The 19,697-nt window shown below is 44.3% G+C and carries 12 protein-coding genes; 9 read left to right on the forward strand and 3 right to left on the reverse strand.

Going from position 1 to position 19,697, the window contains the following annotated elements; genetic code table 11:
- Nucleotides 1-203 precede the first annotated feature (203 nt).
- The gene (locus tag DKT75_RS06685) at nucleotides 204-7,175 is read left to right on the forward strand and encodes a galactose-binding domain-containing protein (RefSeq protein WP_109822642.1); all 6,972 of its coding nucleotides are present in this window, start codon (nucleotides 204-206) and stop codon (nucleotides 7,173-7,175) included.
- A gap of 196 nt (nucleotides 7,176-7,371) precedes the next feature.
- On the opposite strand, the gene DKT75_RS06690 is transcribed toward DKT75_RS06685, so the two are convergent.
- Entirely contained in the window at nucleotides 7,372-8,277 is a 906-nt protein-coding gene (locus DKT75_RS06690; protein WP_158278805.1) for a LysR family transcriptional regulator, read from the reverse strand.
- Nucleotides 8,278-8,472: 195 nt separating this feature from the next.
- On the opposite strand from DKT75_RS06690, the gene cuyA reads away from it, so the two are divergent.
- The 5 genes from cuyA (at nucleotide 8,473) to DKT75_RS06715 (ending at nucleotide 13,224) form a co-directional block, all read left to right on the forward strand.
- Complete coding sequence (gene cuyA / locus DKT75_RS06695) at nucleotides 8,473-9,483, forward strand: D-cysteate sulfo-lyase (RefSeq protein ID WP_109822644.1); 1,011 nt, start codon at nucleotides 8,473-8,475, stop codon at nucleotides 9,481-9,483.
- A gap of 65 nt (nucleotides 9,484-9,548) precedes the next feature.
- Entirely contained in the window at nucleotides 9,549-10,862 is a 1,314-nt protein-coding gene (hisD, locus tag DKT75_RS06700) for a histidinol dehydrogenase (protein ID WP_109822645.1), read from the forward strand.
- Between the two features lie 10 nt (nucleotides 10,863-10,872).
- Nucleotides 10,873-12,063, forward strand: a complete 1,191-nt coding sequence (locus tag DKT75_RS06705) for a DegT/DnrJ/EryC1/StrS family aminotransferase (RefSeq protein ID WP_109822646.1) — start codon at nucleotides 10,873-10,875, stop codon at nucleotides 12,061-12,063.
- On the forward strand, nucleotides 12,063-12,770 hold the full coding sequence (gene cuyB, locus DKT75_RS06710; RefSeq protein WP_109822647.1) for a cysteate racemase: 708 nt from the start codon (nucleotides 12,063-12,065) through the stop codon (nucleotides 12,768-12,770). The genes DKT75_RS06705 and cuyB overlap by 1 nt, the downstream gene beginning before the upstream one ends.
- 106 nt (nucleotides 12,771-12,876) lie before the next feature.
- Nucleotides 12,877-13,224 carry a RidA family protein gene (locus DKT75_RS06715; RefSeq protein WP_109822648.1) on the forward strand — a complete coding sequence of 116 codons (348 nt, stop codon included), beginning with the start codon at nucleotides 12,877-12,879 and terminating at the stop codon, nucleotides 13,222-13,224.
- A gap of 204 nt (nucleotides 13,225-13,428) precedes the next feature.
- Here the strand turns inward: DKT75_RS06715 and DKT75_RS06720 are convergent, their stop codons facing one another.
- Nucleotides 13,429-15,477 (reverse strand): molybdopterin-containing oxidoreductase family protein, encoded by a 2,049-nt coding sequence (locus DKT75_RS06720; protein WP_109822649.1) that lies wholly within the window; start codon nucleotides 15,475-15,477, stop codon nucleotides 13,429-13,431.
- A 110-nt stretch (nucleotides 15,478-15,587) separates the two neighbouring features.
- Here DKT75_RS06720 and pdxR point away from each other — a divergent pair, with 110 nt between their 5' ends.
- The 3 genes from pdxR (at nucleotide 15,588) to DKT75_RS06740 (ending at nucleotide 19,182) form a co-directional block, all read left to right on the forward strand.
- The gene (pdxR, locus tag DKT75_RS06725) at nucleotides 15,588-17,072 is read left to right on the forward strand and encodes a MocR-like pyridoxine biosynthesis transcription factor PdxR (protein WP_109822650.1); all 1,485 of its coding nucleotides are present in this window, start codon (nucleotides 15,588-15,590) and stop codon (nucleotides 17,070-17,072) included.
- A gap of 112 nt (nucleotides 17,073-17,184) precedes the next feature.
- A complete protein-coding gene (locus DKT75_RS06730; RefSeq protein WP_109822663.1) occupies nucleotides 17,185-18,135 on the forward strand; it encodes an NADP-dependent oxidoreductase in 951 nt (316 codons plus the stop codon).
- 432 nt (nucleotides 18,136-18,567) lie between these two features.
- Nucleotides 18,568-19,182 carry a histidine kinase dimerization/phospho-acceptor domain-containing protein gene (locus DKT75_RS06740; RefSeq protein ID WP_109822651.1) on the forward strand — a complete coding sequence of 205 codons (615 nt, stop codon included), beginning with the start codon at nucleotides 18,568-18,570 and terminating at the stop codon, nucleotides 19,180-19,182.
- On the opposite strand, the gene DKT75_RS06745 is transcribed toward DKT75_RS06740, so the two are convergent.
- Nucleotides 19,150-19,697 (reverse strand): IS3 family transposase (locus DKT75_RS06745; RefSeq protein WP_146201329.1); only part of this gene is annotated, 548 nt, incomplete at its 5' end. The genes DKT75_RS06740 and DKT75_RS06745 overlap by 33 nt on opposite strands.

A 19,697-nucleotide genomic window follows, 5' to 3' on the forward strand; every position in this document is an offset into this window, starting at 1 on the left:
TTTTAGTATGGTTTAATAAATACTCTGACGATAAAACATAATACTCTAACGCTCGACATTAGATAACCAGTCAAAAAAAATACATTATCTCCTTCTCATCACCTATCAAGTCCCATCATTGCTCATATTATACACATCACCTTTCCTTATGATACTTTCGAATTGACAGCATTTTTTGTCATTTAGCAAATGAGGATAATTATATGGGAATTAACACGGCTTTTTCTAAAAGTCTTCTTAAAAAACGACCGACTATACTTCGGCGTTTTTTACTGGGTGCTCCTGTCGCCCTTTTATCTCTTTTAAACCCGTTACATGCAGCTACCTACAACGGTACAGAAGGGTTTGAAACCGCCATAACCGAGCCCGACTTCAAGGGCGGCGAAAAAACGTACTATGGCTTATGGATCGATGGTGGTTCGAGTGCTTACACCAAAACGTCAGAAAAATATGCTGGCAGTTCAAGCTTCACCCTTGTGCCGCTCGACAGTGCGTCCACCAATGCTGATGGTAACTATGTCGACAGTACGGGAGAGGTTAAGCAATACTACGGCTCTTTCTACAGCAAAACCTTAGACTTATCTAATTCAAGCAGTGCCAAACTTCGTTTTCGTTATTTATTAGTCAACTCTAGTGTCAGTGGCATCGTATTGCCAGATGGTGATTTTAACGTAGAAGCTTCAAATGATGGCGGTGAAACGTTTGAGATCTTAGAAACCTATAGGTCAGATGTTATCCATAGCACCAAAAATCAATGGCTAGCAGATGAGCAAGAACTTTGTCCGCTCACTACAGTTATTTTCTATCGTGAGTGCATCGCGTCTTTGTCTACGCAAAGTCAGAGTTTAAGTGTTACAGACACGCGAAAATACTGGTCCGGCCTGACTCAAGTAACTATTCCCGAAGAGTATTTAACCGCACACACTGTACTGCGTTTTAAGGGATATTATGATGATACGATTGATCCTAATATAAGGGCACATTTTGATAGTGTATCCCTTCAATACTCGGGTGAAGAACCGCAACTCAGTGATGACGCTTTCGTTCTCACTAATGACACGCTTCCATCAGGTGCAGAACTATATAACGAAGCAACTTTTGACGGTGAATTAACAGCTGGAGCAGTCACCGATTCTTCTACGCATGATTGGGGCATATGGACTGATGGTGGTCGTAATGCATACCTAACTGGCTTTTTATCGGAAGGTAATGATTATGGCTTAACCAGCAACACTAATGCCGGTGTTGCGCTAAAATCGCAATACGTTGAAGGCCAAGCAAATGAGGGTGAAGGCACCGGTGAACATAAACCAACCTACTCGTCCATTATCACAGCCAATACCGATTTCTCTGGTGCACAAGATCTCGCCGTTGAGTTTAGCTTTGTGGGTTATGGCTTAGATATCGCACAACAAGAATACTTTCAGTTATCAATATCTACCAATTCTGGAGTTGATTTTTACCCTGTTCAGCGCTGGACGGTGGGTGAAGATTTCATGAATCTAAACCGTTATAACGCGACTGTCGTTATTCCTGGAGATATTACCGAGTCTGGTCGTTTAACTCAAACCACGCAACTTAAGATACAGTCTCATGGGGATGAGCTTGAGGATCATACGTATATCGATAGCATCAAAGTGTATACCATTGGGACTGGCTCTGGACTAACCGCTGCTAATCAATCAATTGATTGGGAGGGTGACTCATCAGGCCTTACGGTATTAAAAGCAAACACTAGCCACACACCAGCCGACTCAAGCATTGTACCCGCTTATGACTTAGTCAACAGTGCTTTTATCAAATCATCTATTTATTTAGACGGTGCTGGAGATTTTGAAGGAAAGTTCGGTGAGGTTACCGACGGCACATTGCCATGTATTTACGGAGCCGTTGAACACACTGATGATAGTTACCCGGAATTCGGCCCTCATATCAAAATGGAAAGTGATAGTGATTTAGGCTCGGATGTATTTTACTTCTATCTTAACCAAGATGACCACACTCCACTAACGTCATCTGGACGTGCATACCCCTCTCCTGACACCGACCGTTGCCGTACTGACGCCGAGCCAGGTGAAGATTCCTACCGAACAGATCGTCAGCGCATGGAAATTAAAGCGTTCTCAGAATCTTACGATCACCAATTAGGTGTTGAGGGCGAAACACATTATATGGCGTGGCGTATGAAGCTACCTACAGGTTTCGGCGCTTCTGACAAGTTTACTCACTTGCACCAATTGAAACCAGTGGGTGGTGACAATGCCAGCATGCCGACGATCACTCTAACACCCGTTGCGGGAAAAGAAGGTGAAGATGCCGGAGAGGTTTCAACGCCTGCGAAGTTAAATCTACGCTATTCTCCATCAGCAGCGTCACAAGTAACTTTAGCAAGTATTGATTTAGCAGATATAGAGGGAAAGTGGGTCCATATACTTGAAAAAGTAACCTATGGCGTGACTAATGAAGGACGCTATGAACTCCTTATAATGGATAATAGTAACCTTGAAGGTGAACCTATCATGAGTTTTGCCTCAGACAGCTTACCTACCTGGAAAGGTGGAGATTATGTACGCCCTAAGTGGGGAATGTACCGCAGTATTGCTCAAGGCGATAAAGTTAAAGATGAAAAGGTTGGTTTTGCAGACATTGTCATGCTGGAACTGACGTCAGGCGATGCAGAATTTGGTAGTTTAATCGATTTTGCATACTACGCAAATAGCCTATCTGATGGAAACTCTGTTAGCGCAACACCAGCAGGAGCAACATCTTTCTTCAACGGTACCACAGGTGCTGATACCATTACAGTTCAGCAAAGTCCAACTGGCGTGGTCAGTATCACTGTCAATGGCGAGACAACAGAGTTAACCGGTACTCAAACACGCCGCTTAGAAATCGATGCTGGCTCTGGTGATGACAGCATTATTATTGATCCAGATGTTGAGTATGGCACTCTCTACCTTAAAGGTGGAGCTGGCTCAGATATTATTGTCGGTGGTCAATATGATGATAATATCGAAGGAGGTAGTGGCAAGGATTTCATCATTGGTAGTACGGGCGATGACACTATTTACGCTGGTGGCGGTAATGACCGAATTGCTCCGGGCTATGGCTACGACGTTGTCCACGGCCAAGGTGGTGTTAATGACCAGCTATTATCAGATGTCCACGACGCCACTGCTACTAATGTAGAAAAATTACTCGATAACCATGTGTCATTGGATGATACAGCTGAAACCTTATATTTGAAATCGGTACTGGACCATGTATCAAAGTTCAAGGCTTCAGAAGAAACCATTGAAATTGATCCTGTGGGGACCTCTCCACATGTGACAAGGTTTCATGATACACGTGACGCCTTTGGTCTAGCAACGGATCCTGAAGTGGAGTCAAGTTTTTTAATACCCACTCAAAACAAAATCTTAGCTGAAACGCATATTCTTGAATATGAAAGGAGTACCGATGATGCATCAAAACAAGATGCTTTAGATGAGATTAACAGCTTACTAGCGAATGATCCTGATACCTATGGTAAGTACATTTTATGGCGATTAAGGGCTGATAACGACTCAACCACAATCGCAACCATCAATTATGTTTATGATACATTTATCACTGACTACTTGTCTGGTAACACCGATGCGACAAGCTTTGAATATCAAGGCGAGCATACATTTGTATTCAATAATGGAACGACCTTCGAACCAACGATGGATGAGATTGAATATACGTCTGCTGAGGTTATTGATTGGGGTGAGCCACTAGGTACAGGTGAAGGACGCTATGCAGACCTAGTCAGAAATTGGGAAAAGGCAGAGGGTGAAGTTGGCTTTTTCATGGTCGTAGAGTATGACGGTAAAGGGGCTTTCCAAGCATCACATAACACTGGTGTTTTCAGTAAAAAGTTGTTGGCTAATGGAAATCAAGAGTCCGCAAAAATTACTTATCTTCGTAAAACAAGCTCTATAAGTGACAAAAGTGATCTACTGGATATCCGCTTTGAGCGTGCAGATGCACCTTATTGTTATTACACTGACCCGGTAACAGGCGAATGCTTTAAGTACATTAACAAAACATGGTACTTGAGTGAAGCTGAACAGATAGCAGAAACTACAGGCCTCCTAAAGTATCAACTCGATATGAGTATCACTGATATTGATGGTGAAGATACAACTACTACCGCTACAATTACCTTAGTAAAAACGGGCTATGAGCCTGACTTTAGTCTTTGGCAAGATGCAGACAGCTCCGGTGATATTAAAGCGTTTAATTATGAGTACGCGTTTGAACAAATACATGGTAGCAACGGGTTTACAGTCAGCCCAGCCAAATACCTAGAGTATGCGGCAACAGCGAACCAAAGCTTTTACTCAAGAGCAAAGGATGTCCTAGACAATCCAGATAGTAGTAGTAACGCTTCTTTTACAGCCTATGAAAAAGAGTTGTGGTCTAACCTATCGTATATTGTGCAAACTTATTCGGTAGACGAAAACTACCTCGACAACTACACTTACACTGACTCTAGTACAGGCGAAGTGTATGTGGGATTCCAAGACACTTATGAGTATTTAATTAGCACTGACTTTATTCAGGGACGATTGGATTCACATCAGTTTCACGCTCGTGGAGAAGTGTTTAATGAATATGTACCAACAAGTATTGCCGATAATATCGATTCATTCTTAACAGAGGACCGTAGCTTAGAATTTCTTGATATTGCAACACCCTCTATGCGTCAGGCGTATTTTGACCCATTGCAAGCAATACAGTTGACATTTGATGAAACTATTGCTGAAAGCACCAGTGACATTCTAGTCAGACGTCAATTAAATCTCGATGATGATGATAAGGTAACTGAACGCCGTGGCAATGCGCTTGATTTAGGTGATGGTTTTGGTGAAGGTGTTGATGTAACAGTTGCTCTCTTCCGTCTTGGCGGAGGCATCTTATCTACCTCTCAAAAAATAAGCCTATACCGTTATGACACTCTAAACTATGCTGAATGGAAAGAGTTTGCCGACATCATGAAGGAGGTATCTACTAAGGATAACAATGCTAGTGCTATCACTTTACTGGAAACCCTCACCGAGAATATGGGAGCGACCAAACGTAGTACGTTTTATGAAGTAGGCCATCTGATTATCAATGAAGGCTTTCTCGACGTAGCGGATGCTTTTGCGACCATTGTTTCCCTCATGCATCGTATAGATGCAATTCAAGATGGTGATGGCAGTGAGTTTGACCTCGGAACACGCTGGGCGATGGCCGCAGACATTCTGCATATCATCAAGGGCCCCGTTCAATTGGTCAACTTGGCCAGTAGCTTAACAGCTAAACGCCGTGCGACTTTAGGCAATATTATTGAGTCCATGAATGCAGAGAACACGAGTTATGTAAGAATCGCATCACAGCTTCAAGGTTATGCAGGTGCTTATACATCTCGTCAGGACCTAATTGACGCACTTAGACTTCAGTTAGAAGACTCAGATGCTGAGTTAACTAAGCTGAAAGATCGCGTAGTCCTTAATGCTCAGAACTTGGATGAAGCTAAAGGATTGCTTGCTACTGAAGAAGAAGCAATAGTGGTTGAGTTCCTTGAAAACTTGGTGCCATATGAACTTGCTGGCCCCTATGTGGACTCCGTTATAATTGATTGGGACGACGCTTTAATCGAGCGCCTAAGAAACATTAGGGCGATGTCTGAAGGAGACATAACTCACCTAGGAGCAGAAGGCGAAGCACTACAGAAATCCTATGCTACAATGCTTGAGTCAGTAGAAGGCTCAAGATCAAATTTGCAAGCTAATGTCAGCGTTTCAAGAATAGAAATGGAAACAATTGCTGAATTGGAGGCAGCGCTAGAAGCAGAAACGATAACCAACCTTATTGGTACTCGTGATGCTAAACTCGCAGCAAGGATTACCAAGCTATGGAAGGATGATATGGTAGCAAACTCCGAAGGTAACTTGGTTAGTTACTCCACGTTGAAAAGTGGTGGTGTACTGATGAAAACTCTTGGTTTGCTAGGTGCTGTAGGTGATGGTATTTATTCTGTTAGCACTGCCCTTGCTGCACAAGAAGCTTGTAATCAAGGTCAGGACAATATCTGTATAGCCTTAGCGGTTAAAAGCGCTGGCTTAGGTACCGCATCTGCCTTAGGTCTGTATGACTTTTCTGCCTTTGTATTTGGCTGGTCAAGCATACCTGCTTCACTTTCTGGACCTCTGTCATTTACACTGGTTGCAGTAGTTATGGGTGTTCAGATTTATGAAATAGTTGAAGAATCAGACCCAGATAATGTTACTTGTCCAGCAGAAGGTGCGACGAACGATAGTGGTACTTGCAATGGTGAAACTCGTAACCTATCTAGTAGCGACACGAACTTAGCTCTGACTGGTACAGCGGACCAATCTACAACAGCTTCTGGTGGAGAGCCTGAACGTGCTATTGATGGAAACACTAGTGGTGTTTATTCGAAGAGGTCTGTTACTCATACCAGTAATAGTAGTAACTCTTGGTGGGAAGTGACACTTGAAGGCACTAGTCAGATTAATCAAATCGTCATTTTCAACCGAACAAATTGCTGCCCATCTCGTTTGAGTAACTTTACTGTGTCGGTACTAGATGAAGGTGATAATGAGATTTGGTCTAATACTTATGCGGACTACCCAGACCCATCATTAACGATTGATCTTTCAGCGGTAGGGAGAAAGGTACGCGTATCACTAAGTGGTACTTTGTCTCTTGCAGAAGTTCAGGTGTTTGGAGAAGCCGCAGAAGAGAGCAATTTAGCGCTATCAGGTACAGCCGACCAATCTACAACAGCTTCTGGTGGAGAGCCTGAACGTGCTATTGATGGAAACACTAGTGGTGTTTATTCGAGGAGGTCTGTTACTCATACCAGTAACAGTAGTAACTCTTGGTGGGAAGTCACACTTGAAGGCACTAGTCAGATTAATCAAATCGTCATTTTCAATCGAACAAATTGCTGCCCATCTCGTTTGAGTAACTTTACTGTGTCGGTACTAGATGAAGATGATAATGAGGTTTGGTCTAATACTTATGCGGACTACCCAGACCCATCATTAACGATTGATCTTTTAGAGGTAGGTAGAAAGGTACGAATATCACTAAGTGGTACTTTGTCTCTTGCAGAAGTTCAGGTATTTGGATATTAAGCCAAAATGATTCAATAATGTTTTTATAATTGAGTCAATACCTAGCCAAGGGCCTGTTTATACAAGCCCTTGGCTTTTTTTATTCAAGAACACGCACAGAAGTTTGAACTCCGAAGGCCGTAACCCATACCTAGCCAATACACCTTCGTGCAAACGGCTGCAAATATGGAATATGCACCATGACGAAAAAGCATAACTAGCTACCCTCTTCCAAGACCTTAAAATAGTCCCAAATAATATCCACTTCCTTAAGCCTTGAAGTCAGCTTTCGATACAACATCACCTTCAATTTTATAGACGGTAGCGCCTCGCTAGCACGCACTAACTGACCTCGCTCTAGCTCCGATCCAATCGCTGACTCAGGTAGCCACGCTAAGCCATTCCCTGCAACAACCAACGCTTTTAAGCCTTCAACAAAGGAGTTCTCGCACTGTGTGCGGAATGTCGTAACTTGCTTCACTGATGAGAAGTACTCACGTTGCAACAAGCGCCCAAAGAATGACTCACCGGTGTAATTCAGTAGCTTTACAGGCTTGTCAATACCAGGCCCAAACAAGGGCTCACCCGCTGCATTAGGGGCTGAGACCGGCACTAGCTGATCAGTCCCTACCTGTAGGCTCATAATATTATCTCGCTCCAGCTGAGGGAAGATATCGGGCGAGTGATAACACAGCAAGAAGTCCCCCTGCTCAGACATTAGCGTATTAAGGCAGTCATGCAGATTATTGGCTTCAATACGGATACAAATATTGCTTAACGACGACTGTAACGGCTCAATTTTTTGAGGTAAAAACGATACTGTCAACGAATGTTGCGCGACGAAGGTTAGCCGCTCGGTACTAGTCACCATATCCCGCATTCGCGCACGGGTACTGTAAAACTGTTCCACCCAATCATAGGACTTAGCGGTAAACTCTTCACCTGCTGGGGTCAGTGTTGTAGGGTACTTCTGTCTGTCGACCAGATCAAAGCCTAACCAGCTCTCTAAGGCTCGAATACGACGACCAAATGCGGGCTGCGTGACCATACGTGCTTCAGCCGCTTTAGAGAAACTTCCAAACTCTACCAATGCAATAAAGTCTTCTAGCCATTTAAGTTCCAACTCAACCACCTTTTTCTGTTAATTTTTTGCAGAAAAACCCCCTGCAAGCCACAGTATAACTAAGGTATGCCGAAAAGTACTAGGCCCTGATAAAAATAGCATTGGTACCAATCAACGACGACTCCTATTATCGATGAACAAGCTATTACAGCGTGAAGAACATAACCCTACAGTATCGTTATAGGAACAATTACTATGCATTTATCTCGTTTCCCCCGTTTAAACTTTGCACACCTTGCAACTCCTCTTGAGCCTATGACTAGTCTCAGCAAACACCTTGGTGGTCCTAACCTTTGGGTTAAGCGTGATGACTGTACTGGTCTTGCTGGTGGTGGTAACAAAACTCGTAAACTAGAATTTTTGATGGGTGATGCTATTGAGAAAGGTGCTGATACCATCATTACTCAAGGTGCAACTCAGTCTAACCACGCTCGCCAAACAGCGGCTATCGCTACTAAAATGGGCATGCAGTGCCACATTTTGCTAGAAGATCGTACGGGCAGTAAAGATGTAGATTATAACTATAACGGTAACGTGCTGTTAGATCAGTTATACGGTGCAACACTGGCTAAGCTAGCTGCTAATACTGACATGAACAAAGCAATGGAAGACCTTGCTGAAACGTTACGTGCAGAAGGCAAGAAGCCTTACATCATCCCTGGTGGTGGTTCTAACCCAATCGGCGCATTGGGTTATGTTAATGCTGCAATTGAAACACTAACTCAAGCAAATGACATGGGCCTAAAGATTGACCGTGTTGTTCACGCGACTGGTAGTGCGGGTACTCAAGCTGGTTTGGTAACAGGCTTTGTAGCGACTAACAGCCTTATTCCTGTACTAGGTATTGGCGTACGTGCACCACAAGAGCTTCAAGAAGGTAACGTGTTCCGTTTGGCTGAAAAGACAGCAGAACACCTAGGTATCCCGGGTACAGTAAAGCGTGAAGATGTTGTTGCAAACTGTGACTACGTTGGTGAAGGCTACGGTATTCCAACAGCTGGTGGTATTGAAGCGATTGAGTTATTCGCTCGCCATGAGTCTCTACTACTAGACCCTGTTTACTCTGCAAAAGGTGCAGCAGGTCTTATCGATCTAATCCGCAAAGGTACATTTGAGAAAGACGAAAACATTGTCTTCTTACACACGGGTGGTAGCCAAGCACTATTCGGATACCGTGAAGCCTTTAACTACCCAAAATACGACTAATTAATGCGTGATTTTGAAATCGCGGTGCTAAATAGCATCGCGATTTCAACTATAAGGAGGATGCATTGGAATTTTTAAAGCAAGCCATATCCGTTGATATGGTCGCTCAAGAAGATGAAAAGACTCAAGCAATCGTTAAAGGAATGCTGCAACGTATTCAAGACGAAGGCGAGTCTGCTGTAAAAGAATATGCTAAACAGTTTGATAACTGGGAAGGTGATTTCATCTTGTCAGACGAAAAGAAAAAAACACTGATTGATAGTGTTCCTCAAAGTGTTAAAGATGATATCGATTTTGCTCACCGTCAGGTTAAGCGTTTTGCAGTAGCACAACGTAACAGCTTAACTGAGTTTGAAATTGAGACTGAGCCAGGTGTTCGTCTTGGTCAAAAAGTAATGCCTGTTCAAGCTGCTGGTTGTTATGTACCGGGTGGCCGTTATGCTCACGCTGCATCTGCAATCATGAGTGTTGCAACGGCTAAAGCTGCTGGTGTTCCACACATTGTTGCTTGCTCACCTCCTCGTGGTGATAGCATTAACCCTGCTGTTGTCTATGCAATGGATGTTGCAGGCGCAGATGTCATTATCGAAATGGGTGGTGTTCACGCCATTGCTACCATGGCTTATGGCTTATTCGGTGGCAAACCTGCTGATATTTTAGTAGGTCCTGGTAATGCATTTGTTGCTGAAGCAAAGCGCATGTTGTTTGGTGAAGTGGGTATTGATGTATTCGCTGGTCCAACTGAGTCTGCAATCATCGCTGATGAAACAGCTGACCCAATGACTATTGCGGTAGATTTAGTATCACAAGCAGAGCACGGTACGAACTCTCCAGTATGGTTGTTTACAACTAGCCGTGAGCTAGGTGAGCAAGTTCTAAAGATCATGCCACACGTAATTGCTGACATGCCCAATGCGGATGTTTGTGAAGCGGCTTGGCGTGACCATGGTGTTATTATTTATGCTGAGACACGCGAAGAAATCGCGACGATTAGTGATGAATACGCCTGTGAGCATTTACAAGTAATGACAACGGACTTGGAGTGGTGGAAGAGCAATCTAAACAACTACGGTTCTTTGTTTATGGGTGAAGGCAGTACAGTGACACACGGTGATAAGTGTTCTGGTACTAACCATATTCTTCCAACAAAACGCGCTGCTCGTTACAGTGGTGGACTGAATGTTCAGAAGTTCATGAAGGTACTGACTTATCAAGAAATTGATGAAGCAGCTAACCTTGCATTCAGTGGCGCAGGGTCACGTATTTCTCGCGTCGAAGGTATGGAAGGTCACGCAAGAGCATGTGATTGGCGCTTACGTAAATATTTCCCTGAAACAGAATGGGATTTCGACGTTTACGACCAAAAACACTATAGCTAAAGGTTAAGGTATGAAAGTCTTCAATAAGTCATTTACTCAACAAGAGCCGATTCCTCAAAAGGGAATCGACGCTGCACTTGAAGTCATGAAGTCAGGACGCTTACATCGTTACAACACGCTGCCAGGCGAGAAAGGTGAAGTTGACCTACTCGAGCTTGAGTTTGCTGAGTATCTTGGTGTTCCTTACTGTTTGGCGTGCGCATCGGGTGGCTATGCCATTCACATTGCAATGCGTGCAGCAGGGTTACAGCCTGGTGATAAGGTGCTTTCTAATGCATTCACCTTAGCACCTGTACCGGGCGCTATTCACAATAGTGGTGGTGAGCCAGTATTTGTGGATGTAACAGATGACTATTGTATAGACCTTGACGACCTTGAGCTAAAAGCACGTGAGTCAGGGGCTAAGTTTTTGCTCCTGTCTCACATGCGTGGTCATTTAGCGGATATGGATCGAATCATAGCGATTTGTAATCAATATGATTTGTTCCTGATCGAAGACTGTGCCCATACCATGGGCGCTAGTTGGAATGGCGTAAAGAGCGGCACGTTTGGTGATGTTGCCTGCTTTAGTGCGCAAACGTATAAACACATTAACTCCGGTGAAGGTGGACTTTTAACCACTAAACACGCCGATGTAATGGCGAAAGCGGTCATGTACTCAGGCTCTTATATGCTGTTTGCAAACCACCACAAAGCACCACCTGTCGAAGCCTTTGACGACGCACGTTACGAAACACCTAATTACAGCGGCCGCATGGATAACCTGCGTGCTGCGATTTTACGACCACAGTTGGCTGACTTGGAAACGCAGTGTAAAAGATGGAATGAGCGCTATGATGCCGTGAATGACATTATTGCGAACTGCTCCTCTATTCACTTGCCTAACCGTCCTGAAGCCGAAGTATTTGTCGGTAGCTCTATTCAGTTCTCGCTACCAACGTTTACTCCAGAACAAATCACTAAAGTCATCGCGGTTTGTGAAGAGCGTGGCGTAATGCTGAAGTGGTTTGGTAATGCCGTGCCGATGGGCTACACCAGCCGATATGACAGCTGGAAATACATCAAAGATATGCCTAGTTTGCCTACCACAGAGGCTATATTAGCGACCTTGCTTGATATGCGTATTCCTCTGACGTTCACACTAGAAGATTGCCAACTCATTGCTAATATTATCGTTGATGTCGTTGAGGAGTGCTTTTGATGAGTAATCAAGAAAAGACCGTTGGTATTATAGGCGGAATGGGTCCTGAGGCGACGGTTGACTTGATGCAGCAAGTGATTGCTGGAACACCAGCCAATGATGATGTTGACCACATTCGCATGTTGGTTGATAACAACCCGAAAGTACCCTCAAGAATTAAAGCCATTATTGAAGGTACGGGCGAAAGCCCTGCCCCAGTAATGATTCAGATGGCTCAGGGACTGGAAAAACAAGGTGCTGATTTCCTCGTGATTCCTTGTAATACCGCACACCACTATTACAACGATGTTGCTGCATCTGTCAGTATTCCCACGCTCAATATTATTGAAATCACTGCTAAGCATAGTAAACAGCAGCAACCAGACCTTACTAAGGTTGGTTTACTGGCTTCTAGTGCGCTACAAAAAATTAACTTATACGAGCCTTGGTTTGAGCAACTAGGGGTTGAGATTGCCTACCCTAATGTAGACGATCAGCAAGCGGTCATGGAGTTAATCCGTGCGGTAAAAGCTAACAAGCAAACGTCAGAGCAAGTTGCAGCTTATAACCGAGCTGCACAACAGCTTGCAGCACAAGGTGCTGAGTGCCTGATTGTTGCCTGTACTGAGTTATCGGTAATTGGTGATCAACTTCAGACAGAGCTACCTGTTTATGATGCTTCAACACTATTAGCTCAGGCTATTATTGATAACGCTTTAAACACCTGAAAGATCGTCTGAAACAATGTAAAGCTATATGTGGCGCCTCCCCTTGATTAGTTAAGGGGAGGCGCATTTACTTCTAAAATTAATAACACCGCAACAAGAGAATATTATGACTATTGAAAGAATAGAATCAACTGAGCGAATGAGCAGAATTGTTAAACACAACAACACTGTATACTTATGTGGCCAAACTGCTGCGGATGAAGCTTGGGATATTACTGAACAAACACAGCGTTGTTTGCAAAAGGTTGAAGATCTCTTGGAAAAAGCAGGATCTTCTACTGAGAAGCTATTGATGGTTACCATTTACATTCGTGACATGAATGACTTCGCGGCGATGAATAAAGTTTGGGATGCTTGGGTGGCAGATAAGCCAAAGCCAGCACGTGCTTGTGTTGAAGCGCATATGGCTAGACCTTGTGTGTTGGTAGAGTTGTCGGTTACGGCCGCTCAGTAAATTGCACAAAATCACTGGCGGCATTTAAAGGTGCCGCATTGTGTTGATAGCGATAGAGCATGAAATGTTCTATCGCCTATCCGAAATGGCAATATTAGGGAGGATGTAAATCTAACTGTGTAAATCTAACTGTGTAAGTGCCATTTTGGATACTCTGTAATAACTCATTTACTGTGACACGGCTATTGCGACACTCAACAGTCATTAGTAACTCTCAATCGCCACCAACGTATCGTTATAACAAGCGCCATCCAAAATATCCGTCCGCACATCCGCAGGGATCAACGCATTCACCGTTTGCCCACTTTGGCTAGTCGCCTTCCAAGCACCCTTGGGCGTATACAAAACACCCTGCTTTACTTTGTCTGACACCTGCGCTTTAAAGCTAACCTCGCCCTGCTCATTCCACACTCGCACCAACTCACCGTGCGTAATACCCGACGCTGCCGCATCTTCTGGGTGAATCTCAACTGACTGAGCAACTAACGACTCAGAACAACCACCAAACGTCGCATTGGTACGGTCATTTGAAGAGGGTGAAATAATCATAAAAGGAAACTTCTCAGCTCTCGCTAACGGCTCATAACGTGGCACACCAAAGCCATACTTCTGTTCAAGCGCATCACTGAATAACTCAATCTTTCCTGACGGTGTGGACGGTTTAACCGTATCGCACATAATAATTGGCTGACCTGAGTCAGACTCGATAAACAACGCTTCATCAACGCCTAATTTGCTAGGTTTCTTGCCTTGTAAGCGTGGGTCACCGTCAATAAACGCCTCATCCATTAGCTGCTTATCAGTACGCTTAAACGACGCATCATCAAAACCAAACCTAGCAGCTAAACGGCGGAATATTTCAGTGTTAGCCAACGCTTCACCGACAGGTGCAATCACCGCTTCTGCCCGTTGCAGATAGTTGTGCCCATAAGAGGCGTAGATATCTTCAATTTCAAACATACTCGCCGCAGGTAAAATAACATCAGCGTATTTCATACTGTCCGTCATCACCACATCACAGCCTGCGATAAAAACAGATTCTTTACTCAACGCACGTTGCATTCGGTGTTGGTCTGGGTGGGTTGCGATTGGGTTGTGGTTATAAATCATTAAAGCTTTTACTGGGATAGCTAAAGTGTCATCCAGTATCGACTTACTCACGTCTAAAATATTCAGGGTGCGCGTATTTTTAGGCACCATCGACGTGCCTTCTAAACGCTCAGAGTCACGCGGAAATGATAGACCTGCTTTAGCAATCACACCTGCACCACTACGACCAAAGTTACCCGTCAACGCTTGCAAAGCCATTGCCGCACGTAAGCCTGAACCACCACTTTTGCCACGTTCTATCCCATTTCCAAATGACGCTGATACGTTTTTAGCCTGCATATAATAGTCCGCTAACGCGTCAAAAGACGCCAAGCTCAAACCACAAATAGACAGCACATCTTCACGGCTGTACTGACGCGCTTGCTCAAGGTATGGCGCTGCGCCATAGACCCACTGTTCTATAAAGTCATTATCTAAACCACCACGACGCTCCAACTCAGCGGCTAACGCCATTGCCAGTACAACGTCAGTACCTGGATTAATCTGTAAAAACAGGTCTGCGCGATTCGCGATGGCTATTCGCTTTGGGTCGATCACGATCAGCTTACAACCCGCTGCCTGTGTTTTTTTTAGCATACGAGACAAGTGTAAGTTTGACACCGTTGCATTGTTGCCCCACATCACCAAAAGATCGGACTCCATCACCTGCTCTGGCGGCATACCAGCGGTATCGCCAAACAAACTCGCATACGCGCCACTTTTCACCGCACCACACAAAGGGCCACGGTCTAACTGTGTCGCACCGAGCTTGTTAAAAAACCGACGATCCAGCGAATTAGCGGCTAATTCCCCATGTGGGCCAGCGTAGTTAAAACCGATAACAGACTGCGGGCCGTGTTGCTCAATGGCTTGACTGAAACCTTCGTGTACCAAGTCAATCGCCTGTTCCCAAGAAATCTGCTCGTACTCACCAGAGCCTCTAGAGCCCGTCCGTTTGAGCGGATGTGTGAGTCGTTGCTCACCATGCACGTAGTCAGGATAAAAGCGCGCCACCTTGCTGCAAATCGCTTTATCTGTGTACGGATTCACTTCCGATGCTCGAATGGATATCACTTTTTCGTCCTGTACTTTTACCGCCAGACTACAGGTATCTGGGCAGTCCAAAGTGCAGACAGTTAGGCGAGTTTCAGTGGCAGTGCTCATGCTTTTTTCCTCAAAACGAAGGTGGTCGGGTGACTCATTGATTAAGTATAAGATTAGTGGCTAAATGGAGCATTAAGAAGACCCATTTATAGACTATTTATAGGCCCACTTTGTCATTAGCTGATTTTCCATCTGAGCTGTTTCTGCCTTTTCTGAATCAGGACAATAACGTACCTCAGTACGTCGCCTTGTTTCGTGCGTTTCAGCAAGCCATCGTCAAAGGTCATTTGATCGCTGGCGCTAAATTACCCGCGACTAGACCACTTGCAACTGCGCTCAGTGTGTCACGAAACACCGTCAAAACAGCTTATGAAATGCTGTTGGCGGAAGGCTATATAGAAACAAAACACGGTGCTGGCAGCTTTGTTTCGACACAATTACCCGAACAATTTGTCGCGGCTAAATGCTCAAATGCTAACGCCACAAACCATCGCCCTGCACTATCTTTATTCTCCCAACGCACCGAACAGTTAATACCAACGCAGACGACTAAAACGGGATCATTACTACGACCTGCTCATGGCTGCGTACAGAGCTTTCCTTGGTCACAGTGGCAAAAGCATGTGACTAAAGCCGCTCACACCATGAAATACGCATCTTTAAACTCAGTGTTGGGCGCGCCATTATTACGTGAACAAATTGCTAGCTATTTGAATGTTGCACGGGGAGTGAAGTGTCATGAAAAGCAAATCATTATTTGCTCTGGCTCTCAGCAAGCGCTCTACCTCAGCTTGCAGTTGCTAGTAAACCAAGGCGACCATGTGATGATTGAAAACCCCGGTTATTCAGGCATCGGAGGCTCGATAGATGCAATGGGCGCAGTAAAAGTCCCCGTCACTATCGACCAACATGGCTTTAGTCTTGAAGACGGTTTAGCGCAGTCACCCAATGCGCGCGTAGCACTAATTACACCCTCACGAAATTATCCGATGGGTTACACACTCAGCCTAGACCGTCGGCTCGCACTCATTAACTGGGCAAAGCAAAACAAGGCGTGGATTATTGAAGACGACTACGACAGTGAGTTTCGTTTCGACGGCCCGCCACTGAGCTCTATGCAGGGTTTGGGCGGTGAGAAGTGCGTGATTTATACGGGGACGTTTAGTCGCATTTTGCATTCATCGATTCGTATCGGGTATTTGGTGGTTCCAGAGTCGTTAGTCGATGTCTTTAGTCAAGCGAAACAGTTTATGGATGGTGGTTTGTCGCAACTGCCGCAGCTTGCGCTGGGCGAGTTTATGGCGACAGGGCAATTTACTAGCCATGTTAGACGTATGCGTAAGTTGTACCAGCAGCGTCGGGATACGTTGAAGCAGTTGGTTGACGAAACCATGCCTAATATATTGCAGCGCGTTGAGACGGATGGCGGAATGCACTCGGTGTTTTTACTGCCTGAGGGGTATTCTGACATTGAGATTTGTCAAAAAGCCAATGCGCAAGACTTGGGTATTTACGCGCTTTCTAGTTACTACGTGGGAAAGCAAAAGCAGCAAGGTTTATTGATTGGGTTTGCGGGGGATAATGAGGAGTCGATGAAACACAGTATCTATAAACTGGCTCAGATTATTAATACAGGGCATCACTTGTCTTCTTAAATAATGCCCTCCATATTTATCTATAACCTATTTAGCTCAATGGCGCTTATCAAAATAAGGTTGCTTTAATAAGCTAAACCCAATGTTTAACATCACCCCAGAGAATAAAATCATGTCTAATAACTCTCAGCAAACAATGCAAGCCATACAAATCAATGAGTACGGTGACTCAAGCGTACTTGAGCTAGCAAACGCGCCTATACCGACACTGGAAAGCAACGATGTCCTGATCAAAGTTCATGCGTCTTCTATCAACCCTGTCGATTGGAAAATCCGTGAAGGTTACTTAGCGTCGATGATTCCTTACGAATTCCCTGTAACACTAGGCTGGGATGTAGCTGGTGAGATTACCGAGCTAGGTGCAGACGTAACAGGCTGGTCTATCGGTGATCAGGTATATAGCCGCCCAGACATCGGTCGTAATGGTACTTTTGCAGAGTTCGTTGCGGTACATGCCGATGAGATCGCACTAAAACCAAAAACCTTAGATATGAATCATGCCGCAGCTGTGCCACTGGCGGCACTAACGGCTTGGCAATCACTGTACGACTTTGCTGACGTTAAAGCGGGTGAGCGCGTATTGATTCAAGCCGGTGCAGGTGGTGTCGGTAGTTTTGCTATTCAACTGGCTAAGGTACGTGGCGCGCACGTAATCAGTACCTGCTCTACTAAGAATGTTGAGTTCTTAAAGTCTTTGGGCGCTGACGAAGTCATTGACTACACAAAGCAAGACTTCAGTGAGTTAAGAGATATCGACGTGGTATTTGATACCTTGGGTGGTGAAGAGCTTTCGAAGTCATGGCAGACAATGAAAGAAGGCTCACGCCTAGTATCGATCGTTGAGCCACCAAGTGATGAGGAAGCGGCAAAGCACGGTGTTAAAGTTGGATTCGTTTTCATTCAACCTGACGGAGCACAGCTAAAAGAACTAGCAACGTTGATTGATGACGGTAAAGTGACTGTAACAGTGGATAGCGTATTCCCACTGAAAGATGTTGCGGCAGCACAAGATAAAAGTGCGACAAACCGTGCAAAAGGTAAGATTGTTATTCAAGTTATTTAATTTTTTTGCGGCCTAAAAAATCATTGAAAAGTAATAAAAAATGCAGCTAAATTAGCTGCATTTTTTTATATCAATCATAAGTCAATTAGACAAACATACCACGCGCTGGACGATCATTATCAATCGTAAAAATCATGCCATCTAGCAACTCAGCAAGGTCTGCTCTAGCCGCAGGGCCATTAGAGATCGCTGCTATTTGAACCGCCCAATTTCATCGGCTACTTTAAAGCCCAATAATATTTTAAGTCGATGGTTCAAGTTACATACAGTCGTATTGTTATAGCCTTGGTCCACCCCCAAATAAAATAATGAGTGGCTCTATGAAAGTATTATTCCCTATAGCCCTGGTACTGTGTAGCTTCTCCGCAAATGTATCTGCTGAAAAACTATCACTTGGCGTTGTCCCCCAACAAAGCCCCCTAAAAATGTTTAATGCATGGTGACGAGATAGACCGACTCTATGGTTCTGTAGAACAAATGCAGATCAATATTAATCAACGTAGCGCAGACCTTACTGCCGAAAGTGAAAAAGCTAAAGCCGCCAGCAAAGCAAAGTCCGATTTCTTAGCAACCATGAGTCATGAAATCAGAACGCCTATTAATGGCGTCATAGGGTCACTGAGTATCTTGGAGCTAAACGAGCTTAAAGAAAGTGATGCGATTCAAATTAAAACAGCACTTAGCTCCGCTGAAATCCTAATGACCACCGTCAATGACATTCTTGATTTTTCACAAATTGAAGCGGGTAAGTTAACGATTGGCAGTGTTCCCATTTCTATTAAGCATTTTGTTAAGGAAATTGAGCGCGTCTACCGTCCAGTCATTGAAGCTAAAGGATTATCTCTGCGTGTGAATACTAGTGAATTAGAGAGTGATTTCTTCTTTGCTGACCCTGTTCGGATTAAACAGATCATTAATAATTACCTCAATAATGCGATTAAGTTTTCCAAAAAAGGCACTATCGAACTAAAAGCATTTACACAGCCAAGTGACGGGCAAGTTGGGTTGTTGTGGTCAACTAAAACTGGCCACCTCTTTAGAGGTTAATCCAAATTTTTCTTCTGCCATTATTGGCGATAGCCCGCCATTGTTAGCATGTGGGCGGTAACGATTATAATACTGATTAATGTATTGAGTAATCGCCTGAGCACCTTCGTTAAATGAAACGTAACCTGATTTTGGCATCCACTCGGTTTTAAAGCTTCTAAAGAACCGTTCTACGGGTGAATTATCCCAACAGTTTCCTCGTCGGCTAAGGCTTTGCCTCATGCCAAAATGCCACAGGCATTGACGGTACGCCTTACTGGTGTAGTGGCAGCCTTGGTCACTATGAAATAGAATACGTTTAGGTTTCCTTCTGCTTTCATAGGCCATTCTTAATGCCTTTTTTGTCAGTTCGCTATCTGGGCTTTTACTGGTAGCAAAGCCAACGATACGCCTTGCATATAAATCAATGACCACTGCAAGATACAACCAAGTTGAACCCGACCAAATATAAGTGACATCACCCGCCCAAACTTGATTTGGCTTGCTCGGCTGAAACTGCCGATTAAGCACATTTG

Origin of the sequence: Leucothrix arctica, from assembly GCF_003172895.1 — a bacterium.
Classification (GTDB): domain Bacteria; phylum Pseudomonadota; class Gammaproteobacteria; order Thiotrichales; family Thiotrichaceae; genus Leucothrix; species Leucothrix arctica.

Excerpts from the sequence above, each read along its gene's own strand:
- DKT75_RS06740 (WP_109822651.1), top strand. The coding sequence starts at position 18,568 with ATGCATGGTGACGAGATAGACCGACTCTATGGTTCTGTAGAACAAATG.
- DKT75_RS06685 (WP_109822642.1), top strand. The coding sequence starts at position 204 with ATGGGAATTAACACGGCTTTTTCTAAAAGTCTTCTTAAAAAACGACCG.
- cuyB (WP_109822647.1), top strand. The coding sequence starts at position 12,063 with ATGAGTAATCAAGAAAAGACCGTTGGTATTATAGGCGGAATGGGTCCT.
- DKT75_RS06705 (WP_109822646.1), top strand. The coding sequence starts at position 10,873 with ATGAAAGTCTTCAATAAGTCATTTACTCAACAAGAGCCGATTCCTCAA.
- cuyA (WP_109822644.1), top strand. The coding sequence starts at position 8,473 with ATGCATTTATCTCGTTTCCCCCGTTTAAACTTTGCACACCTTGCAACT.
- DKT75_RS06720 (WP_109822649.1), bottom strand. The coding sequence starts at position 15,477 with ATGAGCACTGCCACTGAAACTCGCCTAACTGTCTGCACTTTGGACTGC.
- DKT75_RS06715 (WP_109822648.1), top strand. The coding sequence starts at position 12,877 with ATGACTATTGAAAGAATAGAATCAACTGAGCGAATGAGCAGAATTGTT.
- DKT75_RS06730 (WP_109822663.1), top strand. The coding sequence starts at position 17,185 with ATGTCTAATAACTCTCAGCAAACAATGCAAGCCATACAAATCAATGAG.